Origin of the sequence: Limimaricola sp. AA108-03, from assembly GCF_050847355.1 — a bacterium.
GTDB lineage: Bacteria > Pseudomonadota > Alphaproteobacteria > Rhodobacterales > Rhodobacteraceae > Limimaricola.
On record NZ_CP193755.1, the window covers coordinates 2,488,004 to 2,514,950 of the forward strand.

Consider the following 26,947-nt stretch of genomic DNA (forward strand, 5'->3'; position numbering starts at 1 on the left):
CCCGCCGATCGCGGTGAGAGGTGGGATCCCACTGCCCGGCCCGGCGTTCACGAACGGCGAAGGGAGCCGCCGGTTGTGGCTCCGGCAGATGCTCAGCGTCATCCCGTCGCCAGCCAGCCTGTTGTTAACGAAGCGGTAGATCGAGACGCTGGTTCGGTCGGATCTGTGCCGGGGGTCGTTTGACGTAGATCAACGCGGCCTCGGGCCGATGGCCGCAGCATCGGGCGAGACATTGGTTCAACCGCGAAGCCCATGATGACGGCTGATGTCGTGACGGGCGAAACGCCTGCGGGCTGAACGGGATCGTCAGGCGTCCTTCGGATAAAGAATTCGGGGCGCGCTCGGAACAGGGGGCCCGGATGCCCATGGATCATCTCGGCGACCGACAGCGCAACCTCTCGGCGCGATCGAAGACCGGCGCGCCGGCCGATGACGCGGGTACGGACCGCCAGGCCGCGTTCCGCACCGAAGGGCTGAGCAAGACCTACGGCGCCGGAGGCCCGAACGAGGTCCGCGCGCTCGACGGCGTCGATCTCGAATTGCCGAGCGAGGAACTCGTGGTGCTTCTCGGACCATCGGGCAGCGGCAAATCCACCCTTCTGAACATCCTCGGCGGTCTGGACCACGCGACGCGCGGGGCCGCGTGGTTCCGGGAGATGGAGCTCACCGCGATGACCGACCGGCAGCTCACCCGCTACCGGCGCGACCATGTCGGCTTCGTGTTCCAGTTCTACAACCTCGTGGCCAGCCTCACCGCACGCGAGAACGTCGAGCTGGTCACCGATATCGCCATGGACCCCATGCCCGCCGCCGAGGCCCTGTCGCTGGTCGGGCTCGATGCACGGCTGGATCACTTTCCCGCCCAGCTTTCGGGCGGCGAGCAGCAACGCGTCGCCATCGCGCGGGCCATCGCCAAGCGCCCCGAGGTGCTGCTCTGCGACGAGCCGACCGGCGCGCTGGACAGCCGCACCGGCGTCGCGGTGCTGTCGGCGCTCGAAGCGGTCAACGCCCGGTTCGGGACCACCATCCTCGTGATCACCCACAATGCCGACATCGAACGGATGGCGCATCGGGTGATCCGTTTTCAGGATGGCCGGGTCATCGACGTCGCGCGCAACCGTAACCGCGTCGCGGCCGAGGGCATCCGATGGTGAAGCCGCGCGCCATCGACCGCAAGTTGCTGCGCGACCTGCGCCGGCTGTGGTCGCAGGTCGCGGCGATCGCGCTGGTGCTGGCCTGCGGCGTGGCGATCCTGCTGACGGCCTTCGGCATGATCCGGGCGTTGGACACCACGCTCAACGACTATTACGGCCGCCAGCGCTTCGCCGAGATGTTCGCCTCGGTGCGCCGCGCACCCGGCAAGCTGGTCGAGGAAATACGCGCGATCGAGGGCGTCCGCTCGGCCGAGGCGCGAAAGGTCGGACCGGTCACGCTCGACCTGCCGGATCGACCGGCACCGGGATCGGGCCGGCTGATGTCCCTGCCCGCCGGTGCGCCGCTCCTGAACATGCCCCTGCTGGTCTCGGGGCGGATGCCGGACCCCGACAGCGACCGCGAGGTCGCCGTCAACGCCCGCTTCGCGCAGGCCAACGGCTTTCGCCCCGGTGACGGCCTTGCGGCGATCGCCAATGGACGGCGGCTCGACCTGACGATCACCGGCATGCTGCGCAGCCCGGAATTCCTCTACAGCCTGCCCCCCGGCGGGCTGATGCCCGACGATGCGGGCTTCGCGATCATCTGGATGCCTGAGCGGGCCGCGGGCGCGGTGCTCGACCTCGAAGGCGCCATCAACGACGTCGCCCTGACCCTGCACGCGACCGCCGTCACGGCGGAGGTCGCGGACCGGGTCGATGCGCTGCTTGCGCCTTGGGGCGGCACCGGCGTCCGCCTGCGCGATCAGCATCCGAGCCATGCCTTCATCGCCGCCGAACTCCAGCAGCTGCGCAACATGACCGTCGTGCTGCCGCCGATCTTCTTCGTGATCGCGGGCTTCCTGGTCAACATGCTCTTGGGTCGGATCGTGGCGTTGGAGCGCGCCGAGATTGGCCTGCTCAAGGCGTTGGGCTACCGCAAGTCGGAGATCGCGCTGCACTATCTGCTTCTCGCGATGCTGGTGGCCTGCATCGGCATCGCGATCGGCTGGCTTGCCGGCAGCTGGCTGGCGGGCGGCATGGCGCGGATCTACGCCCGGTTCTTCGATTTTCCATGGCTGATCCGACCGGATGGTCTCGACGTCTACGCGATTTCGGGGCTTCTGGCTCTCGTGGTGGCCGGGCTGGGGGCCGCACGGGCCGCGCTGACCGCGGCGCGGCTGGCCCCGGCGGTGGCCATGGCCCCGCCTGCGCCCCCGAACTTCGGCAAGGGGCCGCTCGACCGGCTGGCGGCCGGGCGGTGGCTGTCGCAGCCCGCGAAGATGGTGCTGCGCGGGCTGCTGCGCTGGCCGGTCCGTGCCGCGATGACGATGCTGGGGCTCTCGGCCGGGGTCGCGATCCTCGTGGCCTCCAGCTTCATGATCGACGCGATGGACGTGGTGATGGACAGCGCCTTCTACCGGGCGAACCGCCAGCACGCGACGCTCGTCCTCGGCGCGGAAGCGCCGGCCAGGGCGGCCTTGCAGGCCCGTGCCCTGCCCGGCGTCCTGCGGGTAGAGCCGCAATTCGATCTCGCGGTGACGCTGCGCAACGGGCATTTGTCCAAGCGACTTTCGATCACCGCCCAGCCCCCCGGCGGCGACCTGGTCCGGATCCTCGACACCGAGGGCCGGGTCGTCGCGGCTCCGGAGACGGCGCTGATGTTGTCGCGCCAGCTGGCCGAGCAGCTGCAGGTTGGCCCGGGCGACGTGGTCGAGGTCGAGGTCGCCGGGGACCGGGAGCGCGACTTCAGCGAGCCGGTCGCGGCGGTGACGCGGCAATATCTCGGCCTCGGGGCCTACATGGACCACGACGCGCTCGCGGCGCGGCTGGGCCGGGCGCCGCAGGTCACCGCCCTGCATCTGGCGCTGGACCCCGCCGCGTTGCCCGAGTTCCAGGCCGCGCTCAAGACGCTGCCCACGCTGGCGGCCAGCGTCATGCTGACCGAGGTCCGCGACAGCTTTCGCGAGACGATCCGGCAGAACATCCGCTGGAACACGATCCTGTTCCTGACGATCTCCGGGCTGATCACCGCCGGCGTCGCCTATAACGGCGCCCGCATCCAGCTCTCCGAGCGGGCGCGCGAGTTGGCCAGCCTGCGAATCCTCGGCTTCACCCGCACCGAGGTGGCGTCGATCCTGCTGGGCGAAACCGCCGTGCTGGCGCTTCTGGCGCAGCCGCTGGGCTGGGGGATCGGCGCGCTGATCGCGCAGGGCATGGTCTCGGGCTTCGACAGCGATCTCTACCGGATTCCGCTGGTGCTGACCCCGGCCAATTTCGCGCGCGCGAGCCTGCTGACGCTGACCGCGATCCTGGCCGCCGCGCTGCTGGTCCGGCGGCGTTTCGACCGACTGGATCTTCTGGACGTCCTCAAGACGAGGGAATGAAACCATGGCCCGCCCTATCCGCCTGATCGCCCTGTTCGCCATCCCGGCGCTGATCGTCGCGAGTCTCCTCTGGATCGCGTTTCGACCGATCCCCGTCACCGCCGAGTTGGTGGAGGTCGCGCGCGGGCCGATGGAAGTCACGCTCGAGGTGGAGGGAAAGACGCGGATCCGCGAGGTCTGGGAGGTCTCGGCGCCGATCACGGGCACCGCCCGACGTTCGCCCGTCCGGGTTGGCGACGCGGTAGTAGCCGGTGAGACGCTGGTCGCCGTGGTCGAGCCGATCGAACCCAGCCTGCTCGACCGGCGCAGCCGGGTCGAGGCCGAGGCCGCCACGCAGGAGGCCCAGGCGGCCTTTTCCGCCGCCGAAAGCCGGTTGCAGCAGGCCCTGCAGGAGCTCAGCTACGCCAAGTCGCGCCACGACCAGGCCCGGACGCTGGTCGAGCGCGGCGCCGCCCCGGCGGACCGGCTGGAGGAGGCGACGCAGGCGCTCAAGGTCGCGCAGGCCGCCCGCGACACGGCGCTATCGACGCGCATCATGGCACAGGGCGCGCTCGACCGGAGCCGCGCCGCTCTGATCGGTCCCGGCGACGAGACCGGGGATGGCGGTGGCTGCTGCGTCGAGATCCGAGCCCCGGCCAGCGGCGTCGTCCTCGCCATCGACCAGCTCAGCGCGCGGCCGGTCGCCGCCGGCGAGCGGCTGCTCGACATCGGCGATCCGAACGATCTGGAGATCGTCGCGGACCTGCTGTCGCGCGATGCCGTCCGCCTTCCCGAGGACGCTCTGGCCCGTGTCGCGCGCTGGGGTGGCGCAAGCGAGCCGCCTGCCCACCTGCGCCGGATCGAGCCCTCGGCGCGCACAGAGGTCTCGGCGCTCGGGCTCGAAGAGCAGCGGGTCGAGGCGATCTTCGACTTCACCACGCCCGACTCACCGCCCGTCGGGCTCGGGGACGGCTATGCCCTGCGCCTGCGCATCGTGCTGTGGCGGTCTCCGGACGAGTTGCAGGTACCGATCGCCGCGTTGTTCCGCCATGGCCAGAACTGGGCAAGCTTCGTGGTCGAGGAGGGTCGCGCCCGCCGCGCCGTGCTAGAGATCGGCCGGCGCAACGACACGGTCGCGCAGGTGCTGGGCGGACTGGAGATCGGTGACGTGGTCATCGCGCATCCCGGCGAGAAAATCGCCGAGGGCGTCGCGGTCCGGGCGGCCGAGCGCGAATGACCCGGAGACCGCCGACCCGACAGGCGCCGCCCCATCGCGGGGCGGCATCATATCTACCCGTGGCTCCCGTGCCTTGATCCAGATCAGGGCCGGGTTGTCCAGGGGCGGCGATACTCGCCCCACCTCTGCTGGAAAGGCCGCTCCATGATCCTCACCGCGATCGAATGCCCGGCGGCGCGTCCTGTGCCCCGCGCGGCTGGCTGGTCCGAGGCCCGCGCGTCGCGGCGGCCCGACCGATGAGCATCAAGATCGGCACGACGGCCGGACGGCCAGAGATCGAAATCTCGGGTTCCCTCGGCCTGCCCGAACTCGAACAGGCCCGCCGCCGTTTCGCGCAGATCCCCTTCGCCCCTCACGCCACGCTCGACCTCTCGGCGCTGCAGCGCCTCGATTCCGCGGGCGCGTGGCTGCTACTGACCGAGCAGGCGCGGCTGCGGCAGGAGGGGACGGATCTCACCATCGCATCGGTGCCGCCACACGCCTTGCCGCTCGTGGAGGTCGTGCGCGCGAACCTCGAGCGGGCCGAGCCCGCGACCCGGCCGCCGCTCACCGTCGCCACGCTGCTCGACCGGCTCGGCAGGCAGGTCGCCGGCGCCGGGGCCTTCCTGCGCGACCTGCTGGGATATCTCGGCATCTTCACCGCGCGGCTGCTCGGAGCGCTCCGGCGGCCGCGCGGGTTTCACCTGACCTCGCTCGTGCATCACTGCGAGGAGGTCGGGCTGCGCGCGGTGCCGATCGTGGCGCTGATGGCGTTCCTGATCGGCGTCGTGCTCGCCTTTCAGGGCGCGACCCAGCTGCGTCCCTTCGGCGCGGAGATCTTCGTGGTCGAGCTGATCGCCATCTCGATCCTGCGCGAACTCGGCATCCTGCTCACCGCGATCATCGTCGCCGGGCGCACCGCCTCGGCCTTCACGGCGGCGATCGGCTCGATGAAGATGCGCGAGGAGATCGACGCCATGCAGACCCTGCGCATCGACCCGGCCAGCGCGCTGATCCTGCCGCGCATCCTGGCGCTGGTGATCACCCTGCCGATCCTCGGGCTGGTGGCGGATCTGAGCGGTCTTCTGGGCGGTGCGCTCATGTCATGGGCCGAGCTCGGCATCTCGCCCGCGATGTTCCGCACCCGGCTGATCGAGGGCGTCGAGCCGATCCATGTGGTCGTCGGGCTGGTCAAGGCGCCGGTCTTCGCGCTGATCATCGGCATCGTCGGCTGTCGCGCCGGCATGCAGGTCGGCAACAGCGCGGAGTCGCTCGGGCGGATGACCTCCAGCGCCGTCGTCACCGCGATCTTCGCGGTGATCGTCACCGACGCGCTGTTCTCGATCCTCTTCGCGCAGGTCGGCCTGTGACCGGGGCCGACGACATGGTGATCCGCATTCGCGGGCTGGAGAACCGCTTCGGGCCGCACCGCGTCCATGAGGGGCTCGATCTCGACATGCGGCGCGGCGAGGTGCTGGGCGTGGTCGGCGGCTCGGGCACGGGCAAGTCTGTGCTGTTGCGCAGCATCGTCGGCCTGCGGCGACCCGATGCCGGGCGGATCGCGGTGTTCGGTGAGGAGATGACCGGGATCGACGAGCATCGCCGCGCCGCGCTCGCGGCGCGGTGGGGGGTCATGTTCCAGGACGGGGCGCTGTTCTCCTCGCTGACGCTGCGCGAGAATGTCGAGGTGCCGCTGCGCGGCGTCGAAGGCCTCGGCCCGGACACCCGCCGTGCCTTGGCCGAGCTCAAGATCGCCATGGTCGGGCTGCCGCTCGACGCGGCCGAGACCTATCCGGCCGAGCTTTCGGGGGGCATGCGCAAGCGCGCGGGCCTCGCGCGCGCGCTCGCGCTCGACCCCGAGATCGTCTTTCTCGACGAACCGACCGCAGGTCTCGACCCGATCGGCGCCGCGGCCTTCGACCGGCTGATGCGCGATCTCGTGCAGGCGCTGGGGCTCAGCGTGTTCCTCGTGACCCACGATCTCGATACGCTCTACGCGCTGTGCGACCGTGTCGCCGTGCTGGCCGAGCGCCGCGTGCTCGCCACGGGCACGCTCGATGACATGCTGGCGGTCGAGCACCCTTGGGTGCGCGACTATTTCCACGGCCCGCGTGGCCGGGCCGCCCGCAGGTCCGGCCCGGCCGCACCGCAAGGGAGGTGACACATGGAGACCAAGGCCAACTACGTGCTCGTCGGCGCCTTCACCCTCGCGGGCCTGCTCGGTATCCTCGCCTTCCTGCTGTGGTTCGCCCGGGTCGAGCTGGACCGGCAGTTCGCCACTTACGAGATCGAGTTCGACAGCGTCTCCGGGCTCGGCCGCGCCTCGGAGGTGCGCTTCGGCGGGCTGCTGGTCGGTCAGGTCACCGACCTCGCCCTCGCCCCCGACCAGACCGGCGCCATAAGAGTCGTGGTGCAGGTTCAGGCCGATACCCCGGTCCGAGGCGACAGCATCGCCCGGATCGAGGCGCTGGGCGTGACCGGCGTCTCTTATGTCGCGATCGAGGCGGGATCGCCCGACTCGCCGCTGCTTTCCGCCGCCCCCGGCGAGCCGTTGCCGCGCATCGCCGCCGGGCCCTCGACCCTGCAATCGCTGACTCGCAGCGCGCCCGAACTGCTCGACGAGGCGATCTCGGTCATGCAGCGCCTCGACACACTGCTCGACGAAGCGAACCGCGACCGCGTCGTGCGGATCCTCGACAACACCGAACGGGCGAGCGCGGCGCTGGCCGATACGCTCGACGAGCTGTCCGGCACGGCTGAGGCGATCACCGGCGTCGCGGCCGAAGCCGGGCGTTTCAACGACACATGGGACGATCTCGCCGATGGGCTCCTGCGCCTCTCCGACCGGGCCGAGGCCACCATGGCCCGGATCGATACGCTGGCGGAGACCGCCGGGGAGACGATGCGAAGCGGCTCCGACACCCTTCAGGCGGCGCAGGATCTCTTGGCCGAGACCGACCGCTACATGGCCGAGGAGGCAAGCGCCGCCAGCACCGCCCTGCAGCAGATGCTCGAGGATTTAGGGGCCGAGATCGGGGCGCTGGGCCCCGAGGCGCGGCGCATGATCGACACGCTCGCATCGGCGGGGGACGCGGCCGGGGCCCGCCTCGACGAGGCCGCGGAACTGCTGAGGAGCGCCACCGATGCCGCGGCCCGGCTCGGCCCCGCGATCGGAACCACCGAGCGCGAGATCGCGGCCCTTTCGGGCTCCGCGCGCGACCTGGTGGCGCGGGCCGAGCGGCTGGTCGACGAGGATCTCGCGCCGATGATATCGGAGTTGCGCGGCACCGGGCGCGCGATGGACGATCTCGTCTCGACGCTGGGTCCCGATTTCGCGAGCGCCACCGAAAGCGCCGCCCGGCTCGCCGGATCGGCCGAAACCCTCGTCACGGGGGCGGCGGACGGGCTTACGGCCGCGCAGGACGCCATGCGATCGCTGGAGACCGCCATGCAGCGCGGCGAAGCCGCTTTCGCCTCGGCCGAACGCACCTTCTCGGAGACGGCGCGACTCGCGGAAGAGGAGATCGCGCCGCTGATCTCGGACGTCCGGGGCGCCGCTTCGGGCCTCGAAGAGGCCATCGGCACGGTCTCCGCCGAACTGCCCGGGATCGGCGCGGATCTGCGGCGCGCGAGCCAGGCGGCGGCGACCGCCTTCGAGACCTTGGCCACCACGGTGGCGCGGTCGGGAACCGCGCTGGACGGCTTCACGGCCGAGGCGCTTCCGGGCTATGCTCGCCTCGCACGGGAGGCGCGTGCCCTGGTCGGGAACCTCGACCGCATGGTCGGCCGGATGGATCGGGACCCCGCCCGCTTCCTGCTGGACGACCGGGCCCCCGCCTTCCGCAGGTGAAGGGAATGGAATGCTTCGGGTTCAGGGTGCGGCCGGTTTGGGGCTCTTTCTGCTGCTGTCCGGCTGTGGCGCGCTGGATGTTCTGGACCGGGCTTCGGCGCCGCTCGAGGTCTTCGAACTGCGCTCGCCGGAGATGGCCGCGCCCGTGGTCGCGCCACGCCCGCTCGACGTGATCGTCGAATTGCCCGTGGCCTCCGGCAGCATCGCCACCGACCGGATCATGATCCGCCCCGATCCGCTCCGGGCGCAGTACCTGCCCGATGCGCGCTGGGCCGACCCGGTGCCGCAGATGGTCCAGACGCTGATGGTGCGCAGCCTCGGCGACAGCGCCGCGCTACGATATGTCGGCCGCAGCCCCCTGGGTGTGGGCGGCGATTACGCGGTGCTGACCGAGATCATCGGTTTCCATGCGGAGGCCTTCACCGCCGAGGACGCGCAGCTCGAGATCGAGCTGCTGGTCCGGCTGGTGCGCGAAAGCGACGCGGCCGTCGTCTCGACTCGCCGGATCGAGGCGGTGGCCAAAGCGCCTTCGACCGACAGCCCGGCGCTGGCCGCGGGTTTCGACCGGGCCATGCGCGCGGCCCTCGGGGAGTTCACCGGCTGGGTGCTCGGCGAGGTCGGCGCCGGCAGCTGAGGTCACTTGGAGAACAACACCGGCCGCCTGGCGTGGCGCAGGAGGCTCCACGTCACCGTCCCGAGCACGAAGTCGTAGGCGCGCGAATGGCCGAAGGCTCCGGTGACGATCAACCCCGCCCCCGTCTGGAACGCCTCGCGCTCGAGAATTTCGCTGATCTTCGATGACTCGGCCTCGCGATGCACGACCCTCGCTCTCAGGCCATGGCGGCTCAGCATCGTGGCCATGTCCTGCGCCGGGTAGTGGTGCGCGTCACGGTCGGGCAGCTTTGCCACGCTGAGCAACGTGACCTCCGCCCCCTTCTCCAGCAAATCGACGGCGTCGTGCGCCGCACGCGCGGCCTCGCGGGTCTCGCTCCAACCGATCACCGCGGCGCGCCCCAGCGGCGCGGGCTCCCATCCCGGCGGAATCACAAGAACCGGTCGACCGGAGGCGCGGATGATCTCCGCCTCACCGCGACCAATGCGATCTCCGTCGGGGCGCCCCGCCATCACCAGGTCAGCGGCGCGCACGCTCTCGACCATCCGTTCGGCGGGGGTGATGTATTTCGCCCCGAGGCAACGCCACTCCCCCGCGACACCCTCAGCCGCGACGCGCGCATCGAACAAGGCCTGCATCTCGCGGGCGGCGTCGTGCTGGCGGTCGCGGAGTTGCGACAGGAACTCGCCGGTCATGTGCGATGAGACGGCCGGGTAGATCTGCGGATCGGGCATCACATGGAGGCCAAGCAAATGCGCGCCCTTCTCGCGCGCCAGCGCGACCCCGGCCCGAATGAGCGTCTCGGCCTGTGCCGCGTCGGTGAAGCACAGGGCTATGGTGCTGATTGTCATGGCTCAATCTCCTTCTATCCGGCGGTCCGGAACGGCGGCGGCACGGCGAGCAGGTCGCAGGGCGGGTCCGCCATCAGGCCGCGCGCCACGCTGCCCAGCAGCGCTTCGGACAGCCGTGGCCGCGCATGGGTGCCGACCGCGAGCAGATCCGCCGGCTCGGTCGCCAGCGTGCGGCGGATCGCGGCCTCCGGCGCATCCTCGACGAAGATGCGCTCCGCGCCGGCTAGCCGCGTTTCCAATCCGCCGAGGAATGTGGCCATGTCGGTTTCGGCGGTCTCGCGCTGGCGGCGACGTTCGGCATGCAGCAGCGAGCGTCGGCTCTCGCCGCCGAGCAGGAACCGGAAGGGCACGCTGTGAGCATGTAGCAGGCGGGTGGTCGCATTCGGCGCGAGACGCAGCGCCGCCTCGAGTGCGGCGCGCGCGGCGAGCGAGAAATCGGTGGCCGCGAGCAGCGAGCCGTAGGGGCTGACCGGGTCGCCACGCACGACGAGCAGCGGCGTGTCGCAGGCCTTGGCAACGCGCTCGACCGTGGTGCCGCGGAACAGCTCCGCGATCCCGGCATGGCGGTGCGCCCCCATCACCAGAAGATCCGCCTCGGCGGCGGCGTCGAGGATCGTCATCCAGGGCGTGCCGAACTCGAGCCGGCTCCGGACTCAACCGTTCAGCCGAGCGCGCAGGGCCGCGACCTCCGTCGCGAGCCGCCCGCCCGCGACGCGTTCGAACTCGGCCCGCAGATCGTCCGGCAAATCGTCGCGCAGGACATGCAGGACCTCCAGCCCGGCGCCCAGCGCCTCCGCCAGCATCGCCGCCCGCCGCAACGCGCGGGCGCCCTGCCCCGTCAGATCCGTCGCGACCAGAATCCGCTCCATGCCTTCTATCCCCACCCGGGAACGCGTCTCGCCCCTATGTCGGCCAGCTTGGTCCGCCCCCCCCCGGGGCTGCCTTGATGCAGGTCAAGGTCCGTGGCGCGTTCACCGGCGAAGCTGGGGCCGCAGCAAAGGAGCCGATCATGCGACCGTTACTCCCTTTCGTTCTTCTCATCGCCGGCACGACGCAGGCGCAGGAGGTGGAGGACCCGCTTTCGATTGAGGCGGGCCACGATCTCTACATGGTTTTCTGCCAGTCCTGCCACGGCCCGGAGGCTCGCGGTGACGGGCCCTTCGCCGAGATGCTCAGGCGCGTGCCGCCGGATCTCACCCGGTTGTCGGAGCGCAATGGCGGCAGCTTTCCGGTTGCCCGCGCCACGCGCCAGATCGACGGCCGCGATCCCCTGCTGGGCCATGGCGGCGAGATGCCGGTCTTCGGACCGGTCTTCGACACCGATTTCGGCACGCTTTCGACCCAGTCCGGCCAGCCGGTGCTGACCAGCCAGTCGATCACCGACCTGATCCACTGGCTCGAGAGCATCCAGGTCGCGGGCTGAGCATGCCGCGTTTCGGCCAGCGTCCCGCCGATCATGGCCACGGCCAGGCCGAGATCGCGCAACGTCTGGCCCGCGCCGGGCAAGGCGGGCATCTGAAGGACGCGATCTACGGCGCGATGGACGGGGCGGTGACCACCTTCGCCATCGTCGCGGGGGTGCAGGGCGCCGGGTTGCCGCCCGCGATCATCCTCGCGCTGGGTGCCGCCAACCTCCTGGCCGACGGGTTCTCGATGGCGGCGGGCAACTATGCCGGCACCAAGGCCGAGCGCGACGACGCCGCCCGGCTCAGGGCGGTCGAAGAGCGTCATATCGATCTCTACCCCGAAGGCGAGCGCGAGGAGATCCGCCAGATCCTCGCGGCCAAGGGCCTCGATGGTTCGGTTCTGGAACGCGCGGTGACCGCGATCTCGCGCGACCGCCGCGCCTGGGTGGAGCTGATGCTGGTCGACGAATACGGGCTGAGCCCAAGGGCCCCGGCCCCCCTGCCCGCCGCGCTGGTGACATTCGCGGCCTTCCTCACCGCCGGCCTGGTGCCGCTCGCGCCCTTCGCGCTCGGCCTCGGGGCGGCTTTCGGTCTGTCGGTCGCCATGACCGGGGCCGCCTTCTTCGCGATCGGCGCGCTGAAGAGCCGCTGGTCGCTGGCGCCGTGGTGGCGCTCGGGCCTCGAGACGCTGGCGATCGGCGGCACGGCAGCCGCGATCGCCTATCTGGTCGGATCGCTGTTTCGCGGGGTCGGCTAGAGGATATCCGGCTATCGCAACCCAAACTCCGCGGGGGCCGATCCTCCGACGCAGACGTGGCCATTTCCGTCATCCTCGCCTCGGTCGGGAGCTACACCCCTGCGACGGGCACGGCATTCTCCAAGTCAACACGAACCAGCCGCGTCGGGTCGAGGATGCCTTGCTCGACGAGGTCCACATACACCGCGCGCGGCGTCGCAGCGGTGATGGCCGCTGCGCTTGATCGGCCCGGCCACCACCCCTCCATCTGCCACGGAGCTCTCGGCGATCAGCCGGGCCTTTGGAAGATCCCGTATCTGGTGCGATGGAATCGGGCGCACCCGGTCGCCTCGGCTTCTAGCGGACCGATCAGGGCGCCGATCCCTCGTCAGGGACACGCCGACACCTGCGGGGCGATCACGGTGACTCTCCCTTCCGGATCGAGACAGCGGCGGATCTCGTCGGCATCGAGGGTTTCCCGCGCCTCCAGCGCCTCGACCAGGTTGTCGATCTCCGAGCGGTGCCGTTCGAGGATCTCGGTCGCCCGGCGCTCCGCGTCCTTGAGCAGCGCCATCACCGCCCGGTCGACCCGGGCCGCCGTCTCGTCGGCATGGCTGCGCGGCTGCGCGATGGACTGGCCGATGAAGGGATGGTCCTCGCTCTGCTTCAGATCGACCGGGCCGAGCGCCTCGTCCATACCCCAGCGCGACACCATGGCGCGCGCGAGCCCGGTGGCGCGGCGGATGTCGTCGTCGGCCCCGGAGCTGACCGACCCGAGCAGCGTCCGCTCGGCCGCCCGTCCGCCGAGCAACGCGACCAGCTGCCCGCGCAGATAGGCCTCGTCGAGCGTGTGGCGCTCCGCCTCGGGCAGCATGTGCGTGCCGCCCAGCGCGCGGCCGCGTGGAATGATCGTCACCTTGTACAGCGGGTCGGCGCCGGGTGTGTAGAAGGCGGCAGCGGTGTGCCCGGCCTCGTGAACCGCGAGCCGGTGCCGTTCCTCGGGGCGGATCGCCAGCGAGCGCACCGTGCCCATCATCACCTTGTCGCGCGCTTCCTCCAGATCGGCGCGGGTGATGCCCGTCCCGCTGCGCCGCGCCGCCATGATCGCGGCCTCGTTGAGCAGGTTCTTCAGATCCGCGCCGGAAAATCCCGGCGTGCCGGCCGCGATCGCATCGAGATCCTCCGCGTTCGTCAGCGGCAGGCGTCCGGCATGGATGTCGAGGATGGCGCGCCGTGCGGCCCGGTCGGGCAGTTCGAGCGTGACGTGCCGGTCGAAGCGGCCCGGGCGCAGCAGCGCCGGGTCGAGCACGTCGGGCCGGTTGGTCGCCGCCAGCACGACCACCGCCTCGCGCCCGCCGAAGCCGTCGAGCTCGGCGAGGATCTGGTTCAGCGTCTGCTCGCGTTCGTCATGCCCCCCGCCCAGCCCGGTGCCGCGGGTCCGGCCGATGCTGTCGAGTTCGTCGATGAAGATCACCGCCGGGGCTGCAGCCCGCGCGGCCTCGAACATCTTGCGCACCCGGCCAGCCCCCACGCCGACGAAGATCTCGATGAATTCGGAGCCCGAGGTCGAGAAGAACGGCACGTCGGCCTCGCCGGCCAGCGCCTTGGCCAGAAGCGTCTTGCCGGTGCCCGGCGGCCCGACCAGCAGCACGCCATGCGGCACCTCGGCGCCGACGCGCTGGAACCGGTCCGCGTCGCGCAGGAACTCGACAAGCTCGGCCACCTCGCGCTTGGCCTGGTCCTGCCCGGCCACGTCGTCGAAGGTGACCTCCTGCGCCGGTCGGCTGGGCTTGGTGAAACGGCCACCCAGCAGCCCGCCCGCGCCGAAGCCGCCCGCCCCCGGGCCAAGGCCACCGGCCATCCGCCCGATCAGGCGGCGCTGCAGCCAGAAATACGCTCCGAGGATCACGACCCATGGCAGCAGCAGGCTCAACAGCGAGATGTCTCGCGGCTCTGTCGCGCTCACCTCGACCCGCATCGTCTCGAGCAGGGGCAGCAAGCCGGGATCTCCCTGGACCGGCGTCACCGCCCGGTACCGCGTCTCGCCGCTGCCTGTGGTTCCGGGGGCGGACACGACGATGCCGTGCTCCTGCAATTCGGCGCTGGCGACCTCGCCCGTCTCGATCATGCGCTTGACGGCGCTGTAGGAGATTTCCTCGGGCGCCTCGTCGGGCAGAAACCAGATCGCGCCCAGTATCAACAGCGCCCAGAAGACCCCGACCCATAGCCACTGATTGGCCAGCGGCCAGCGCGGACCGGGCTCCGGAGATCGCTTGTCCCTGTCCGTCATCACGCCCCTCCCGCGTCCGATCACGGAACGGGTCTACCGGATGGCCGGTTCTCCGGCCTTGATGCAGGTCAAGCCGAGCGATTGCGTCAGGCCAGAGCCTGTTTGCGGCAGGTCAAGGCATTTCGATCCGGCGGGCGCTATGCCAACGGCGCCACAGGAGAAGGCCAATGTGTTCAGGCCGAGCCGAAGCCGGGCAGCGGCTGGCGCCGCTCTTCGTGGACCTGCGCCTGCAACGCCCTATCGTCTTCGCACTACCGCGCGGCAGAGTGCTGGTTGCCATTCCGGTCGCGCTGGCGCTGAACGCACCGCTGGACTTGTTGATGCTCCGCCAGTTCGGCACACTTGGCGCCAAGGAGGTGGCACTTGGCATGGAGGTCGCCCTCCTGCTCGTGCTGGGGGTCAGGGCCTCTCATTGCGGCTTGCGGCCGCAGCGGGCCTGCCGGGACGCGCCCTCGATCCCCCTGCGTGGTGAAGACCGGCCCCCGGACTTCGGGCCGGTCGGTCACGGTCATGCCGTTTCCCGGCCAACGGGCCCTAGCCGCTCAGCCCGGCAAGGTCACATCCTCGCGCACCAGCAGGACCGATGCCGCGACATGCGTGGCGACGTGGCCGCCATGCGACGGCCAGAAGTAATCTCCTGCGCCGGGGCGGTGACTGGCCATGATCACCAGATCCGGATTCAGCCCATCGATCTCCCTCGAGAGGAAATGGTCGAGATCGCCGGACAGGTCGTTCACCACGAACATGTGCGAGGCGGCTTCGGCGCCGTCGACCTCCGAGCGGGAGGCGACGAAGGCGCGGAGCTTTCCTTCGAACTCCTCGGGGCTGCGGGCGATCGTGCTCGGGGCCGAAGGGGTCGCTGAAATGTAGGTGACCCTTGCCCCGTAATGGCGGGCCGCGTCCGCCGCGACCCGCAGCGCACGCTGCATCTGGTCCAGGTGCCGCAGGTCAACGGGCACCACGATATGTCTGAACATCCTAGCCTCCATTCGATTAGAAGCGCGGGAGCCGCCCCGCGCAGCTGCGGCAGGCCGGCCCAGGGGGGCAACGGCTCACGCTCCGGGGGCCGGAGCGCTCATGCGGCGACCACGAAACCGAGACGCGCGGGTCCGAGGCCGGAACCAGTGAAGTCGAGCAGGGCCGACTGGATCGTCGCTCAATCGGTGCCCCCTTCTCTTCGCCTTCGAGGTCGAAGCTGTGGCCTCGATCTAGCATCCACTGCCACCGTGCCTCACCGGCACTGTCGCTTCATGCCACGAACGGAGGGCCCCGGGTTTGACCGAGGTCAAGGATGGGCGATTTTCGCCATGATGTCTGCTACCGAGGGGCCTGCCCGGACCTCGCGATGCCTTCCGGTGCATGGGCCGCCGCGTGGCATGGCGACGCTTCAGCGATGGCACGTGGGGCTCGTCACGCCCTTGCCGCACCGGGCCCATCTGCTTCAGCTTTGCCTTAACGGCACAAGCACCGCCGCCCCCTGCAAGCGCCCGGATCTCAGATCCTCCAACGCCTCGTTCGCCGACTGCAGCGGATAGGCGGTAGCATGGGTCTCGATGCCCGCCTCGAGGGCGCGCGCGAGGAAGTCGCGCCCGTCGGCCCGGGTCAGATTGGCGACGGATCGGATGGACCGCTCCTCCCAGAGATCGGCATAGGGAAAGGCGGGAATGTCGCTCATATGGATGCCGCCGCAGACCACCGTGCCGCCCTTGCGCACCCTTCTGAGCGCCAACGGCACCAAGGCTCCCACCGGTGCGAAGATCAGCGCGACGTCGAGCGACACGGGAGGCGAACTGTCGGAACCTCCGGCCCAGACCGCCCCGAGACTGCGCGCGAAGGCCTGCCCCTCGGTGTCGCCGGGCCGGGTGAAGGCATAGACTTCCTGCCCCCGCGAGGTGCAGAACTGGCACAGCAGATGCGCCGCCGCGCCGAAGCCGTAGATTCCGATCCGCCGGGCGGGGCCGGCCAGCCGAAGCGTCCTGTAGCCGATCAGCCCGGCGCAAAGGAGCGGCGCCAATGCCACGGGATCGGCCGCATCCGGTAGCGGGAACACGAAGCGTGCATCGGCCACGCAATGCTCGGCATAACCGCCGTCACGGGTATAGCCGGTGAAAAGCGGCGCATCGCACAGGTTCTCGCGATCCTCCTCGCAATATCCGCAGCACCCGCAGCTGCGCCCGAGCCAGCCAATCCCGACCCTCTGGCCGATCGCCGGAACCGTCATGCCCGCCCCCAAACCCTCGACCCGCCCGACGATCTCGTGGCCGGGAATCAACGGCAGAACGGGGTCCGCGAGTTCGCCGTCGAGAATATGCAGGTCGGTCCGGCAGACGCCGCAGGCCTCCACCCTCAGGCCGATCTCGCCGGGTCCCGGTCGAGGACGCTCGACCTCGCGCCATTCGAGCGGTGTGCCCGGCCTCGCCAGAACCATCGCGTGCATCGAACCGGCCATGGGCAGGTTTCCCGTTGCAGGCCGCCCGACCGGGGGGCGCGTCAGGCCATGATCGCGTCGTCGCCGGTCTCGCGCTTCAGCCGGTCGAGATCGGGGATGAGGATACGCCGCCTGTCGTCGAGCGCGATCACCCCTTCGCGGCCGAGCTGGCTGATCTGGCGGCTCACCGTTTCGATGGTCAGGCCGAGATACTCCGACATCGCCTCGCGCGTCAGCGGCAGGTCGAGCCGCAGGTCGCCGGATCTCGGCACCATGTCGAAGCTCGCCTCGCGCCGGGCGACCGAGACCAGAAGGCTTGCGATGCGCTCGCGCGCGGTCTTGCGGCCCAGCACCATCATCCATTCGCGCGCCGCGTCCAGCTCGTCGAGTGTCATCTCCAGAAGCCGCCCCGCGACATGCGGCATCTCCGCGAGCAGGCGCTCGAACGGCGCGCGGCGAAAGCAGCACAGGGTCACGTCGCTCGCGGCCGCCACGTCGTAGGGCGCGATGTCGCGGCCCGGTCGGCCGATGAAGTCCGAGGGCAGCAGAAGCCCCACCATCTGCACCCGCCCGTCCTCGAGCGTCTGCGACATGGTGGCGATGCCCGAGACCACCGAGCCCACGAAGCTCAGCTCGTCGCCGGCCCAGACGATCTTCTGCCCGGCCTCGTAGCTGCGGTAGAACTTGACCTCTTCGAGCCGCGCCAGCTCGGTCTCGTCGCACCGCGCGCAGACGGCCCGATGGCGGATACCGCAATCGGCGCAGCGCAGGTTCAGTCGGGGCGTCATCCCGGTTCTCCTTGCTGGACAATCAAAGGTTACCACCGAACGGCGAAGAGGAGTAGCGCGAGACGATTCGACCTCGCGTCTTCGGCACCGAAGCACCCATGGCCATTTTCGGCGGATGGCCCGCCGGGAGCATCTCGGTCCACGAATCCCCGCCGACGGACCCGCGCGTGCTAGGCTGGGACAGGCTCGAGGCTCATGGATCTAGAGGGAGAGAGCAGCGGCCTTATCCGAACCGGAGGGCAGATCATGCATGTCGCCGTCTTTTCGGCCAAGCCCTATGATATCGCGTATCTGACCGCGGCCAACGCGGCCGATCCCGGGCACGACCTGCGCTTCCACGCGGCAAGGCTCGCGCCCGGCACCACGGCGCTCGCGCGTGGGGCCGAGGCGGTCTGCGCCTTCGTGAACGACAGGCTCGACCGGCAGGTGCTGGAGGCGCTCGCGGCCGGCGGCGTGCGGCTGGTGGCGCTGCGCAGCGCCGGCTTCAACCATGTCGACCTCGCCGCCGCCAAGGCCGCCGGCATCGCCCTGTGCCGCGTCCCGGCCTATTCCCCGCACGCGGTTGCCGAGCACAGCCTTGCGCTGATCCTCACCCTGAACCGCAAGACGCACCGCGCCTGGGCCCGGGTGCGCGAGGGCAATTTCGAACTCGACGGGCTGATGGGCTTCGACCTGCATGGCAAGACGGTCGGCGTCATCGGCACGGGGCGGATCGGATCGATACTGGCACGGATACTCCTGGGCTTCGGCTGCCGCGTCGTCGCGCATGACCCGAACCCCAATCCCGACTGTCTGGCCCGTGGCGTCGCCTATCTCGAGCTCGACCCCCTGCTCGCGGCAAGCGACATCGTCACCCTGCAATGCCCGCTGACCGCGCAGACGCATCATCTCATCGACGACCGGGCGGTGGCGCGGATGAAGACCGGGGCCATGCTGATCAACACCAGCCGCGGCGCGGTGATCGACACCCGCGCGATCATCCGCGGGCTCAAGAGCGGCCGGATCGGGAGCCTCGGCCTCGACGTCTACGAGGAAGAGGGGGAGCTCTTCTTCGAGGACCTGTCGAACCGGATCATCCCCGACGACGTCTTCGCGCGGCTCCTGACCTTCCCGAACGTGCTGATCACCGGCCATCAGGGATTCTTCACCACCGAGGCGCTCGCCGCCATCGCCGAGACCACCCTCGCCAACATCACCGCCTTCGAGCGCGACGGCGCCCCCCTTCATCCCGTTCCGGGTCCGCTGGCGTAGCCGGCCTGCGACCATCCGTCCGCATCCGAGCCTAGGATCGGGGCGCCCATGGATCAGCCCAATCTTCGTAGCGCGCGACCGGCGTCGCTTGATCGTGGCATAAACCGAAGCCCCACCAAGTCAGCCCCTCCCTCCGACAAACCACCTGACGAGGGAAACTGCGGCTTTCATTCCGCCCGGCCGAGGTCCGATCTCCGCCACAATGCTGAGGCAAAATCGGGGCTCAACGACCGACAACAAGCAGGTTCAATGGCACGACCCCTTCGCGCGCGTCGTCAGAATGACGGCACTTGCCCCCATCCGCAGAGGCCCCCAAAACTCCTCGCCTCCCTGGTCAGAAGCGACCAGGGCACAGCCACCGTCGAATTCGTCCTGTGGCTGCCAGTGATGGTGGTCGTCCTGCTCGTGGCCGCCCAGGGGGCCATGCTGTTCATGGTGCAGGCCGATTACGGATCGCTCGCGCGCGATACCGCCCGGCTGATCTCGCGACATGCGATGACCATCGCCGAGGTGGATGCCTACATCGCCTCCCGCACCCTGATCGGGGGTGCCCCCGAAGCCACTGTCCAGATCGCCAATGGTCTCGTGACGGTCACGCTTACCAAGCCGGCCCTCGAAGTGGCGGCCATCGATGTCCTGAACCTCACGGAGGGCTTTGAGCTCACCGCCTCCGTCACCCAGAGCCTCGAGCCGAGATGACCCCCCGGCCCTTCCTGCGATGGTGGTCGAACGAGGATGGCTCGACCGTCTTCAGCCTGTTCTGGACCCTCGTCCTGATGGCTCTTGCCGGCCTCGCGGTCGATCCGGTCAATGCCTGGCGTCACAAGCAGTTCCTGAAGCAGACGGCGGACGTCTCGGCTCATGCCGCGGTGGTCGCCCTGGCCACCGGAGCCGATCCGGTCGGGATACGCAGCGCGGCCCGGCAGGCCGTATATACCAATCTCGACGCGGGTCGTGTCGGCGAGGTTCTGGCCGATCCCGAGCGGGACATCGAACTGCTGAGCTACGATCCAGCCACCAACACCGCGCGCTCCGCCGCTGGTGGTCCGGCCAACGCGGCGCTGGTGCGGCTCCAGCACAGCAAGGCCCAGGACAACGTCATTCCCTTCACCTTCCTGAGGGTGGCCTCGCTCTTCTCGGACGGCGACGGTTTGGCAGGCTGGGAGGTGACCGCCGAAGGCGTGGCGGCGCATGTGCCGACAACGCGCTGCAAAGGGGCGGACATGCTGCTTGCCGGCGGCACGCTGCACCTGTCGGCCAACAACAGCTTCGCGGCCGGCTACTGCGTGCATGCGCAGGAGAATGTCTGGATGCCGCAGAACAACAGCTTCGCGTCGGGTGCCAGTGTCAGCATGCCGAACCTGACCGACTGCAAGAACAAGTGCGACGACAAGTCCAATCCCGGGGCCGGTCAGGCTTCGAACGAAATGAACCTGCCGGTGCCCGAACTCGACCAGTTGATCGACCGCTTGGAGGACGCCTTCGTCTTCGAAGCGCGGAGCCCTGAGAAGACGGCCTTCTTCGACGGCAAGTCCGGTCTCGGCAGTCTCCTGCCTCTGGCGGAGATTGGATACCCGGTGACCGCGCTGACCCGGGGTGCCGTGGTTCACCTGTCACGCGACGACTTTCAGCTTCTGCCGGTGATCCCGCCAGGTCTGGTCTACGACGTCGCCTGCGACGGACGGATCGCCTCTCTCGGTCGTGCGACGCAAGGCAAAGGCGGCGGCAAGAACAAGATTTCCTTGCCGAACCCGGTAAACGGCAGTGGAAGCTCGGTATCGCTGAACTCGGTGAATGCCGGCAGCCTGCGCGACATCGCCCTCGTCACCGACTGCGAGATCGAGCTCGGCAACAAGGTCGACATCTCCGGCTCGCTGCTGGTCTCCACCCGATCGGGGTTGAAGGCGTCGAGCCAGTCGCGGATCGGCGCCGCCGCCGGCAACTGCGATCCCCGCGACCGAACCACCGTTCTCGTACGCGGCGATATCCACATCCCGGGCGGCTTCAGCGGCTCGAACACCTCGTTCCTGACCGCCGGCAGCCTGCACATGTCCGGGGCGGGAAATAGTGGCCGCCACCACGGCGTCAGCATGATGGCCCAAGGTGACGTTCATATCACGGCGGGCCATGATTTCGTTGCTTGCAAAACGGAGCCAGCGCTTCAGCCGCAGGCCCTGATGATCCGGCATGTGGAGCCAGGGCTCGTCAGGTGACCCCCACCTCGGTGAAATGGACCAAGCCCATGCTTCGGCCCTTCCGGGTCGTGGGGGCTGACGAAGACCAATCCAGAGCTGCGGACAAGGACCTTGCCCTCCGTGGAGGCCTTGAACCGCTGGTGCGGACGATCAACGGCAAGGTGGATATCCGCATCAGGAATGACAGCTACGGCGCATCAACGAGGCCTGGTCCTCGCAGAGATGACACGCCCCGTATGTTGGCGACCATTCTGCCGGTTCGGATCGAAATTGATACGCTCCGCACTGATGGCGTCAGATCAGCCCTCGCACATTTCAGACAGGAAGGGGTTCTGACGCTATGGCCGATCAGGCATGAGCCGTGGTTTCAGCTCGGCCCTTCTGCCAACAGGGCGAACCCATTCCAGATGGCGGCGGCTACCGGGCCGGTGACGGGGCGGGCTTGGCGGAAGGCATAGACCCTGGTTTCGAAGGGGAGATGGGTGTGCGGAAGAGCGATTTCCTGCAACGCTCCCCGCTCGAGGTCGCCGGCGATCATGTGCTCCGGCAACCGACCCCAGCCGAGGCCGGCCACCAGCAGTGCCCTTTTGCTGTGCAGGTCGGCGACATACCAGCGGCGCTGACCCTTCTGCACGCCGATCTCGCGATCGAAAAGACCGGTGGCCTGCCCGCTGTCTTGCGCGATCACCTGGGTGAAGCGGCGCAGATCCGAAAGCCGCCCGAGCGTCCCCATCGCCGCGATCAAGGCCGGCGCGGCGACATTGCGCATGATGACACGGCCGATGGGCCGGTGCTCGAAACCCTCTTCCTCGAGCATCACCGGCAGCATCGGGGCCACCGCCAAAGCCGCCTCGCCGGATTTCACCGCGTCGATGGCGCCCGACAGCACTTCAGCACGCAGAACGACCCGTGTTTCCGGAAAGGCGGTCTGGATCCGGCCCAGCACCGGCGTCACCAGATCGGGATCGGTGCCCGCGTCGATGGCGAGCGTCACCGTCTCTTCCCGCCCCTCCTCGAAATGTCGCACGAGTTGAGCGAGATCATCCGCCTCGGCCAGAACCCGCAGCGACTGCAGATAGACCCGCCGGCCGATCTTCGTCAGTTCGAGGCGGTAGCCGGAGCGGTCGAAAAGCTCGGTCCCGGTCTGGACTTCCAGCGCCTTGAGCGCCTGGCTCACGGCCGGCTGGGTGCGGTGCAGCCGCTCGGAGGCCGCCTTGACCGTGCCCGTCTCGACGACGGCCCGCAGAACCCTGAGTTGGTCGAGCTTCACCATGCGCCCTCGTGAAGGGATACTTATATAGATCAGTGAAAAGTATAAATATCAATACAGACCTGTTGCCCTTATCTCAGTCCCGACACCGCAGAAAGGCATCCTTCCATGACCCAGCACATCGCGATCGTCGGCGGCGGCTATATCGGCGCCGAGCTGGCCAAGTCCCTCGACACCAAGGCCGAGGTAACGCTGATCGAGGCGCGCAGCCATTTCGTCCACGCCCCGGCGATGATCCGCGGCGTGGTCGATCCCGCGCTGCTCGGCCGGGCGCTCATTCCCTATGACGGCCTGCTGAAGCGGGGCCGCGTCGTTCAGGCGCGCGCCGCCTCGGTGGACGCCACCGGCGTCATGCTGGAGGACGGGCGCCGCATCGCGGCGACCCAGGTGGTCGTGGCCACCGGCTCCGGCAACGCCGCGCCGTTCAAACCCAAGGGGGACGACATCGCCGCCTTCCGCGCCGAGAATGCCCGCGTCCATGCGCAACTGCAGGCCGCGAAGAGCGTCGCCATCGTCGGCGCCGGGGCCGTCGGCACCGAGCTTGCCGGCGAGATCGCCCATGCGATGCCAAACAAGCGGATCACCTTGATCTCGGGCCAGCCGCGCCTGTTTCCCGACAAGCCGCCAGCATTCGGCGCCAAGCTGGCTAGAAAGCTCGAACGGGCCGGCGTCCGGCTGATCCTCGGGCAGCGTGCCGAGGGTCTCGAGAACCTGACCAATCCCCATGCCGGCAGCCTGCGGCTCGCGGATGGATCGGAACACGAATTCGACCTGATCTTCCCCACCCTCGGTTCGCGCGCCAATTCGGACCTTCTGCGGAGCTTGCCGGGGGCTGAATTCGGCTCCGCCGGGCGCATCAGAGTCGATCTCTGGCTTCGGCCCTCCTCCCTGCCCAACGTCTTCGCCGCGGGCGATGTGGCGGATGCCGGCGATGCGATGACCATCGTGGCGACGAGCCGCCAGTTGCCATGGCTGACGAAGGCCCTGCTGAGCCTTGGCAAGGGCACGCCGATCGAGCGGATCAAGCCCTATAAACCATGGGGCGAGAAGGCGCCGCTGCTGCTTCCGCTCGGGCCGAGAATGGGCAGTTCTTTCCTCGGCATCATGACCGCCGGCGATTTCCTGACGCGCAAGATGAAGGGCGAGGGCCTATTCGTGAAGAAATACCGCAAGCTGCTCGGGCAGCCCTGAGGCTATTGGACGCGTTCAAGGGTGCCTAAACCCCTCCGCGAGGGACAGTTGCGCCCGGTAGGCCCCCAGCCGGCCGTTGGCGTTGCTGTCGACGAGGATGAGCACCGTAAACATGGCAATGGCGGTGATCAGGCTGGCCCGCCAGAGCGGCCCATCGAGGAAGGGGATCGCCATCGCGCAGAGGGCGATGATCGCCGGAAAAACCCGGAACACCGCGATGCGGTAGTCGTTCAGCACCTTGTCGGTGCGGGCGATCTCGGCGGCGACGAAGCCCGCGGGATCGCCTCTCAGGGCCGTCGGGACGGTCGCCAGCCGGGCTTGGGCTGGAAAGAACAGGCCCATGCCGAGGATCAGGAGCAGCCCGCCCGCGACCAGCATCGGGACCACATAGGCCCGCGCCATGTCGGTCGTGCCGAGCTGCCGGAAGCCCAGACCTGCCAGCGCGAAGGCCAGCCCGAAGGCAATGAAGACGGCGGCGGAGTGCAGTTCGAACCGTGCCCAGTCGGATGCGGTCTTGGCGATGTCCATGGGGTGACCTTTCTGTCGCGTGGCGGGCATGGGCGGCGGGACCGATCATCCCGGCTCCGCCGCCCGCCACCAACTCACAATTGCCAGCTGAAGCCGGTGTCCTTCTCGGACCGCTCCCACAGCCTGACCATGACCGGCTTGTCGTAAGCGTGGGCGTTCAGCGTGCCGCGGCCGACCGGGCCGACAACCTCTAGACGACCGGTGGGGCCATAGAGGGCGCGTTGCTCCAAGCCATCCTCCGTCGCGCACATGACCTCAGGGTAGGAACCTTGTTCGGCGGTTTGAACCAGCGGCGTCTTGGTCATGATGTGGAACATCAGCCGCATGAACCGGCTTCCGCTCGTCGTGATGAGCGACGTGGCTGACGAGCCGGGGTGGCAGACATAGACCTCGACGTTCCGCCCGGCGGTCTTCACCCGGTCCTGAAGCTCGTAGGCGAACATCATCTGCGCCAGCTTGCTCTGGGAATAGGCGGTGTTCGGACCATAGCCCTCGTTCCAGTTCATGTCGTCGAAGCGGATCGTCTTGAGCCCCATGTTGTAGCCGAGGCTGGCGACGACGACGATCCGGCCCTTCGCTTCCTCGATGCGGTCGAACAGCATCCCGCACAGCGTGAAGTGGCCGTAATGATTGGTGCCGAGTTGGCTCTCGAAGCCGTCGGGGGTCAGCTTGCGCGTCGGCACCTGGGCGATGGCGGCGTTGCAGATCAGCGCATCGATGCGTGGGGTGGTCTTGAGCAGCTCTTCGGCCGCCATGCGGACGGAGGCCTGCTCCGCGAGGTCCATGCGGATGAAGCGCACGGGTGCGGCGGCACCGAATTCCTCGCGTAGCTCGTTCACGGCGGCGGCGGATTTCTCGGCGCTGCGGTTCAGCATCACCACTTCCGCACCCTTGCCCAAGAGGATGCGCGCGGCCTGAAAGCCCGCGCCGGCATTGGCGCCGGTGATGACATAGGTCTTGCCTGCGAGGTTGCCGAGGCGTTCGGGCGTCCAGCCCTTGGGTCCGAAACTCGTGTCAGCCATCTGCCTGATCCTTGATATGCGTATATGGGGGAGAAGCGCCCGGCCCTGGACCGGGCGCCATGTCATTCGCTCAGTCGTGGAGCTGGCCGAACAGCGTGTCACCGCGCCGCCAGACCGGCAGGTAGCCGGGGTATTCGGGCTTGAGCGCGCTCACCTCGTCGAGCCGCGCCATCTCCTCGTCACTCAGCACGATGTCGGCGGCACCGAGGTTGTCGATCAGCTGCGCTTCCTTGCGGGCGCCGACGATGACGCTGGTGACGCCCGGCTTGTGCAGCAGCCAGGCCAGGGCGATCTGCGCCACAGAGGCGTTCTTCTCCTCGGCGATCGCGGCCAGCGCATCTACCACTTCATAGCCCTGGTCCTTGTTGACCGGCGGGTATTCAAAGGCGGCGCGGCGGCCCGAGACCTCGCTGTCGCGGGTGTATTTTCCGCTCAGGAAACCACCGGCGAGCGGGCTCCAAATGAAGGTGCCAAGGCCGAGGTCCATCGCAGCCGGCAGGATCTCGCGCTCGAGCTCGCGGCCGACGAGGGAGTAGTAGGACTGCACCGAGGCAAAGCGCTCGGTGCCCAGAAGCCGCGCGACCCCGTCCGCCTTGGCGATCTGCCAGGCAGCGAAGTTCGACAGGCCGATGTAGCGCACCTTGCCCTGCCGCACGAGATCGTCGAGCGCGCGCAGCGTCTCTTCCAGCGGCGTGGTGACGTCGAAGTTGTGCACCTGGTAGAGGTCGATGTAGTCGGTGCCCAGCCGCCGCAGGCTGCCTTCCACCTCGCGCATGATGGCCAGACGGCTGGTGCCCAGGTCGTTCGGGCCGGTGGTCATGGTGTTGTAGAGCTTGGTGGCGATGAGGTTGTCCTGACGCCGGTCACCCAGGGCCATGCCCAGCATCTCTTCCGATACGCCGGAGCTGTAGACATTGGCGGTGTCGAAGATGTTGATGCCCGCCTCGATGGCCAGATCGACCATCCGGGTGGCGAGGTCCTGACCGGTGGCACCGATCATCCCGGCATAGCTGCCGCCCTCATTGTCGAAGGTCATGGTGCCCAGCGTCAGTTCCGAGACGTAGAGACCGGTATGTCCGAGTTGCTTGTACTTCATCGTGGGGCCCTCCGGCGCCGCAGCGCTTGCGTTTGTAAACCGTGATGTTTACATAGGTGAAGGCAGCGGGTCATGTAAACCCCTGTGTTTACAAAATCGCGGCGCGGCGGGACGGGATCGATGAAACTAACTGATAAGAAACGAAAAGATATTCTGGAGGCGGCGATCCAGGAGTTCCGCGAGCAGGGCTTCCCGGCCGCGCGGGTGAACCGGATCGCGGAACTGGCCGAGGTATCCAAGCGCACGCTCTACAAGCATTTCGAGAGCAAGGAGCTGCTGTTTCAGGCCATCACCGATATCCTGCTCGAAGAGATCGCGGCCAAGCCGAAGCTGCGCTACCAGCCCGACGCGCCGCTACGCGAGCAATTGGTCGCGGCGGTGCGGGACTACATCGGCCATCTGACCGGCGAGCAGTATATGGGCCTGAACCGGCTGGTCATGTCCGAACTCTTGCGTGATCAGGATCTCGCGCAGGCCTTCTTCGCCAAGGCCGCGATGCAGGACGGCCCGATCTCCGGGCTGATCGATGAGGCGATGCAAGCGGGCGCGCTGCGCGAGGCCGAGCCCGGTTTTGCCGCGGGCCAGCTGCTGTCGATGGTAAAGCACTTTCTGGTCTGGCCGCAGTTCCTGATGGGCGCCAAGGCGGAGGTCGACCCGGATGTCGTCATCTCCGACTGCGTTGACATGTTCCTCGCCCACTACGGCCCGGAAAGCTGAGGG

At 68.8% G+C, this 26,947-nt stretch carries 24 protein-coding genes and 1 pseudogene; 14 read left to right on the forward strand and 11 right to left on the reverse strand.

Annotated elements, in window-relative coordinates; genetic code table 11:
• The first annotated feature begins 365 nt into the window (after window positions 1-365).
• The 7 genes from ACRAQ3_RS12165 to ACRAQ3_RS12195 all read left to right on the forward strand — a co-directional run bounded on the left by ACRAQ3_RS12165 (window position 366) and on the right by ACRAQ3_RS12195 (window position 9,196).
• Window positions 366-1,154, forward strand: coding sequence for an ABC transporter ATP-binding protein (locus ACRAQ3_RS12165; protein ID WP_432256287.1), 789 nt, complete (start codon window positions 366-368; stop codon window positions 1,152-1,154).
• Window positions 1,148-3,517, forward strand: a complete 2,370-nt coding sequence (locus ACRAQ3_RS12170) for an ABC transporter permease (protein WP_432254802.1) — start codon at window positions 1,148-1,150, stop codon at window positions 3,515-3,517. The genes ACRAQ3_RS12165 and ACRAQ3_RS12170 overlap by 7 nt, the downstream gene beginning before the upstream one ends.
• A gap of 4 nt (window positions 3,518-3,521) precedes the next feature.
• A complete protein-coding gene (locus ACRAQ3_RS12175; protein ID WP_432254803.1) occupies window positions 3,522-4,733 on the forward strand; it encodes an efflux RND transporter periplasmic adaptor subunit in 1,212 nt (403 codons plus the stop codon).
• A 236-nt stretch (window positions 4,734-4,969) separates the two neighbouring features.
• Entirely contained in the window at window positions 4,970-6,082 is a 1,113-nt protein-coding gene (locus tag ACRAQ3_RS12180; protein WP_432254804.1) for an ABC transporter permease, read from the forward strand.
• Window positions 6,083-6,096: 14 nt separating this feature from the next.
• Window positions 6,097-6,873, forward strand: a complete 777-nt coding sequence (locus tag ACRAQ3_RS12185; RefSeq protein ID WP_432256288.1) for an ABC transporter ATP-binding protein — start codon at window positions 6,097-6,099, stop codon at window positions 6,871-6,873.
• Window positions 6,874-6,876: 3 nt separating this feature from the next.
• The gene (locus tag ACRAQ3_RS12190) at window positions 6,877-8,562 is read left to right on the forward strand and encodes an MlaD family protein (protein WP_432254805.1); all 1,686 of its coding nucleotides are present in this window, start codon (window positions 6,877-6,879) and stop codon (window positions 8,560-8,562) included.
• Window positions 8,563-8,572: 10 nt separating this feature from the next.
• Window positions 8,573-9,196, forward strand: a complete 624-nt coding sequence (locus ACRAQ3_RS12195; protein WP_432254806.1) for an ABC-type transport auxiliary lipoprotein family protein — start codon at window positions 8,573-8,575, stop codon at window positions 9,194-9,196.
• A gap of 2 nt (window positions 9,197-9,198) precedes the next feature.
• On the opposite strand, the gene ACRAQ3_RS12200 is transcribed toward ACRAQ3_RS12195, so the two are convergent.
• The 3 genes and pseudogenes from ACRAQ3_RS12200 to ACRAQ3_RS12210 all read right to left on the reverse strand — a co-directional run.
• Window positions 9,199-10,026 carry a universal stress protein gene (locus tag ACRAQ3_RS12200; RefSeq protein WP_432254807.1) on the reverse strand — a complete coding sequence of 276 codons (828 nt, stop codon included), beginning with the start codon at window positions 10,024-10,026 and terminating at the stop codon, window positions 9,199-9,201.
• A gap of 14 nt (window positions 10,027-10,040) precedes the next feature.
• Window positions 10,041-10,511, reverse strand: coding sequence for a universal stress protein (locus ACRAQ3_RS12205; protein WP_432256289.1), 471 nt, complete (start codon window positions 10,509-10,511; stop codon window positions 10,041-10,043).
• A gap of 6 nt (window positions 10,512-10,517) precedes the next feature.
• A pseudogene (locus ACRAQ3_RS12210) lies at window positions 10,518-10,895 on the reverse strand (universal stress protein); the annotation flags it as partial.
• A 140-nt stretch (window positions 10,896-11,035) separates the two neighbouring features.
• Between ACRAQ3_RS12210 and ACRAQ3_RS12215 the strand changes: the two are divergent.
• Both ACRAQ3_RS12215 and ACRAQ3_RS12220 read left to right on the forward strand, forming a co-directional pair.
• Window positions 11,036-11,449 (forward strand): c-type cytochrome, encoded by a 414-nt coding sequence (locus tag ACRAQ3_RS12215; protein WP_432254808.1) that lies wholly within the window; start codon window positions 11,036-11,038, stop codon window positions 11,447-11,449.
• 2 nt (window positions 11,450-11,451) lie between these two features.
• Entirely contained in the window at window positions 11,452-12,189 is a 738-nt protein-coding gene (locus tag ACRAQ3_RS12220; protein ID WP_432254809.1) for a VIT1/CCC1 transporter family protein, read from the forward strand.
• Between the two features lie 367 nt (window positions 12,190-12,556).
• On the opposite strand, the gene ftsH is transcribed toward ACRAQ3_RS12220, so the two are convergent.
• The 4 genes from ftsH to fnrL form a co-directional block, all read right to left on the reverse strand.
• Entirely contained in the window at window positions 12,557-14,458 is a 1,902-nt protein-coding gene (gene ftsH, locus ACRAQ3_RS12225) for an ATP-dependent zinc metalloprotease FtsH (RefSeq protein ID WP_432254810.1), read from the reverse strand.
• A gap of 542 nt (window positions 14,459-15,000) precedes the next feature.
• Window positions 15,001-15,435 (reverse strand): universal stress protein, encoded by a 435-nt coding sequence (locus ACRAQ3_RS12230; RefSeq protein WP_269398466.1) that lies wholly within the window; start codon window positions 15,433-15,435, stop codon window positions 15,001-15,003.
• Window positions 15,436-15,899: 464 nt separating this feature from the next.
• Window positions 15,900-16,907, reverse strand: coding sequence for a zinc-dependent alcohol dehydrogenase family protein (locus tag ACRAQ3_RS12235; protein WP_432254811.1), 1,008 nt, complete (start codon window positions 16,905-16,907; stop codon window positions 15,900-15,902).
• Window positions 16,908-16,948: 41 nt separating this feature from the next.
• The gene (fnrL, locus tag ACRAQ3_RS12240; RefSeq protein WP_269398468.1) at window positions 16,949-17,674 is read right to left on the reverse strand and encodes a transcriptional regulator FnrL; all 726 of its coding nucleotides are present in this window, start codon (window positions 17,672-17,674) and stop codon (window positions 16,949-16,951) included.
• A 246-nt stretch (window positions 17,675-17,920) separates the two neighbouring features.
• On the opposite strand from fnrL, the gene ACRAQ3_RS12245 reads away from it, so the two are divergent.
• From ACRAQ3_RS12245 to ACRAQ3_RS12255, 3 genes are all read left to right on the forward strand, one after another.
• Window positions 17,921-18,925: a 2-hydroxyacid dehydrogenase gene (locus ACRAQ3_RS12245; RefSeq protein ID WP_432254812.1), complete on the forward strand. Its 1,005-nt coding sequence runs from the start codon at window positions 17,921-17,923 to the stop codon at window positions 18,923-18,925.
• Between the two features lie 249 nt (window positions 18,926-19,174).
• Window positions 19,175-19,624: a TadE/TadG family type IV pilus assembly protein gene (locus ACRAQ3_RS12250; protein ID WP_432254813.1), complete on the forward strand. Its 450-nt coding sequence runs from the start codon at window positions 19,175-19,177 to the stop codon at window positions 19,622-19,624.
• Complete coding sequence (locus tag ACRAQ3_RS12255; protein ID WP_432254814.1) at window positions 19,621-21,138, forward strand: hypothetical protein; 1,518 nt, start codon at window positions 19,621-19,623, stop codon at window positions 21,136-21,138. The genes ACRAQ3_RS12250 and ACRAQ3_RS12255 overlap by 4 nt, the downstream gene beginning before the upstream one ends.
• 349 nt (window positions 21,139-21,487) lie before the next feature.
• Here the strand turns inward: ACRAQ3_RS12255 and ACRAQ3_RS12260 are convergent, their stop codons facing one another.
• The gene (locus ACRAQ3_RS12260) at window positions 21,488-22,393 is read right to left on the reverse strand and encodes a LysR family transcriptional regulator (RefSeq protein ID WP_432254815.1); all 906 of its coding nucleotides are present in this window, start codon (window positions 22,391-22,393) and stop codon (window positions 21,488-21,490) included.
• Between the two features lie 105 nt (window positions 22,394-22,498).
• On the opposite strand from ACRAQ3_RS12260, the gene ACRAQ3_RS12265 reads away from it, so the two are divergent.
• Window positions 22,499-23,581: an NAD(P)/FAD-dependent oxidoreductase gene (locus ACRAQ3_RS12265; protein WP_432254816.1), complete on the forward strand. Its 1,083-nt coding sequence runs from the start codon at window positions 22,499-22,501 to the stop codon at window positions 23,579-23,581.
• A 15-nt stretch (window positions 23,582-23,596) separates the two neighbouring features.
• Here the strand turns inward: ACRAQ3_RS12265 and ACRAQ3_RS12270 are convergent, their stop codons facing one another.
• The 3 genes from ACRAQ3_RS12270 to ACRAQ3_RS12280 all read right to left on the reverse strand — a co-directional run bounded on the left by ACRAQ3_RS12270 (window position 23,597) and on the right by ACRAQ3_RS12280 (window position 26,227).
• Window positions 23,597-24,109 (reverse strand): hypothetical protein, encoded by a 513-nt coding sequence (locus ACRAQ3_RS12270; protein WP_432254817.1) that lies wholly within the window; start codon window positions 24,107-24,109, stop codon window positions 23,597-23,599.
• 74 nt (window positions 24,110-24,183) lie between these two features.
• Window positions 24,184-25,131, reverse strand: coding sequence for an SDR family oxidoreductase (locus ACRAQ3_RS12275; RefSeq protein ID WP_432254818.1), 948 nt, complete (start codon window positions 25,129-25,131; stop codon window positions 24,184-24,186).
• Between the two features lie 70 nt (window positions 25,132-25,201).
• Window positions 25,202-26,227: an aldo/keto reductase gene (locus ACRAQ3_RS12280; protein ID WP_432254819.1), complete on the reverse strand. Its 1,026-nt coding sequence runs from the start codon at window positions 26,225-26,227 to the stop codon at window positions 25,202-25,204.
• Window positions 26,228-26,347: 120 nt separating this feature from the next.
• Between ACRAQ3_RS12280 and ACRAQ3_RS12285 the strand changes: the two genes are divergently transcribed.
• Entirely contained in the window at window positions 26,348-26,944 is a 597-nt protein-coding gene (locus ACRAQ3_RS12285; protein WP_432254820.1) for a TetR/AcrR family transcriptional regulator, read from the forward strand.
• The last annotated feature ends 3 nt before the right edge of the window (window positions 26,945-26,947 follow it).

What these genes read in the sequence shown, in the direction of transcription:
- ACRAQ3_RS12170 (WP_432254802.1), top strand. Translation starts at nt 1,148, where the DNA reads ATGGTGAAGCCGCGCGCCATCGACCGCAAGTTGCTGCGCGACCTGCGC.
- ACRAQ3_RS12245 (WP_432254812.1), top strand. Translation starts at nt 17,921, where the DNA reads ATGCATGTCGCCGTCTTTTCGGCCAAGCCCTATGATATCGCGTATCTG.
- ACRAQ3_RS12235 (WP_432254811.1), bottom strand. Translation starts at nt 16,907, where the DNA reads ATGGCCGGTTCGATGCACGCGATGGTTCTGGCGAGGCCGGGCACACCG.
- ACRAQ3_RS12265 (WP_432254816.1), top strand. Translation starts at nt 22,499, where the DNA reads ATGACCCAGCACATCGCGATCGTCGGCGGCGGCTATATCGGCGCCGAG.
- ACRAQ3_RS12220 (WP_432254809.1), top strand. Translation starts at nt 11,452, where the DNA reads ATGCCGCGTTTCGGCCAGCGTCCCGCCGATCATGGCCACGGCCAGGCC.
- ACRAQ3_RS12260 (WP_432254815.1), bottom strand. Translation starts at nt 22,393, where the DNA reads ATGGTGAAGCTCGACCAACTCAGGGTTCTGCGGGCCGTCGTCGAGACG.
- ACRAQ3_RS12195 (WP_432254806.1), top strand. Translation starts at nt 8,573, where the DNA reads ATGCTTCGGGTTCAGGGTGCGGCCGGTTTGGGGCTCTTTCTGCTGCTG.
- ACRAQ3_RS12275 (WP_432254818.1), bottom strand. Translation starts at nt 25,131, where the DNA reads ATGGCTGACACGAGTTTCGGACCCAAGGGCTGGACGCCCGAACGCCTC.
- ACRAQ3_RS12175 (WP_432254803.1), top strand. Translation starts at nt 3,522, where the DNA reads ATGGCCCGCCCTATCCGCCTGATCGCCCTGTTCGCCATCCCGGCGCTG.
- fnrL (WP_269398468.1), bottom strand. Translation starts at nt 17,674, where the DNA reads ATGACGCCCCGACTGAACCTGCGCTGCGCCGATTGCGGTATCCGCCAT.
- ACRAQ3_RS12200 (WP_432254807.1), bottom strand. Translation starts at nt 10,026, where the DNA reads ATGACAATCAGCACCATAGCCCTGTGCTTCACCGACGCGGCACAGGCC.
- ACRAQ3_RS12230 (WP_269398466.1), bottom strand. Translation starts at nt 15,435, where the DNA reads ATGTTCAGACATATCGTGGTGCCCGTTGACCTGCGGCACCTGGACCAG.
- ftsH (WP_432254810.1), bottom strand. Translation starts at nt 14,458, where the DNA reads ATGACGGACAGGGACAAGCGATCTCCGGAGCCCGGTCCGCGCTGGCCG.
- ACRAQ3_RS12250 (WP_432254813.1), top strand. Translation starts at nt 19,175, where the DNA reads ATGGCACGACCCCTTCGCGCGCGTCGTCAGAATGACGGCACTTGCCCC.
- ACRAQ3_RS12255 (WP_432254814.1), top strand. Translation starts at nt 19,621, where the DNA reads ATGACCCCCCGGCCCTTCCTGCGATGGTGGTCGAACGAGGATGGCTCG.
- ACRAQ3_RS12180 (WP_432254804.1), top strand. Translation starts at nt 4,970, where the DNA reads ATGAGCATCAAGATCGGCACGACGGCCGGACGGCCAGAGATCGAAATC.
- ACRAQ3_RS12165 (WP_432256287.1), top strand. Translation starts at nt 366, where the DNA reads ATGGATCATCTCGGCGACCGACAGCGCAACCTCTCGGCGCGATCGAAG.
- ACRAQ3_RS12285 (WP_432254820.1), top strand. Translation starts at nt 26,348, where the DNA reads ATGAAACTAACTGATAAGAAACGAAAAGATATTCTGGAGGCGGCGATC.
- ACRAQ3_RS12190 (WP_432254805.1), top strand. Translation starts at nt 6,877, where the DNA reads ATGGAGACCAAGGCCAACTACGTGCTCGTCGGCGCCTTCACCCTCGCG.
- ACRAQ3_RS12280 (WP_432254819.1), bottom strand. Translation starts at nt 26,227, where the DNA reads ATGAAGTACAAGCAACTCGGACATACCGGTCTCTACGTCTCGGAACTG.
- ACRAQ3_RS12270 (WP_432254817.1), bottom strand. Translation starts at nt 24,109, where the DNA reads ATGGACATCGCCAAGACCGCATCCGACTGGGCACGGTTCGAACTGCAC.
- ACRAQ3_RS12185 (WP_432256288.1), top strand. Translation starts at nt 6,097, where the DNA reads ATGGTGATCCGCATTCGCGGGCTGGAGAACCGCTTCGGGCCGCACCGC.
- ACRAQ3_RS12215 (WP_432254808.1), top strand. Translation starts at nt 11,036, where the DNA reads ATGCGACCGTTACTCCCTTTCGTTCTTCTCATCGCCGGCACGACGCAG.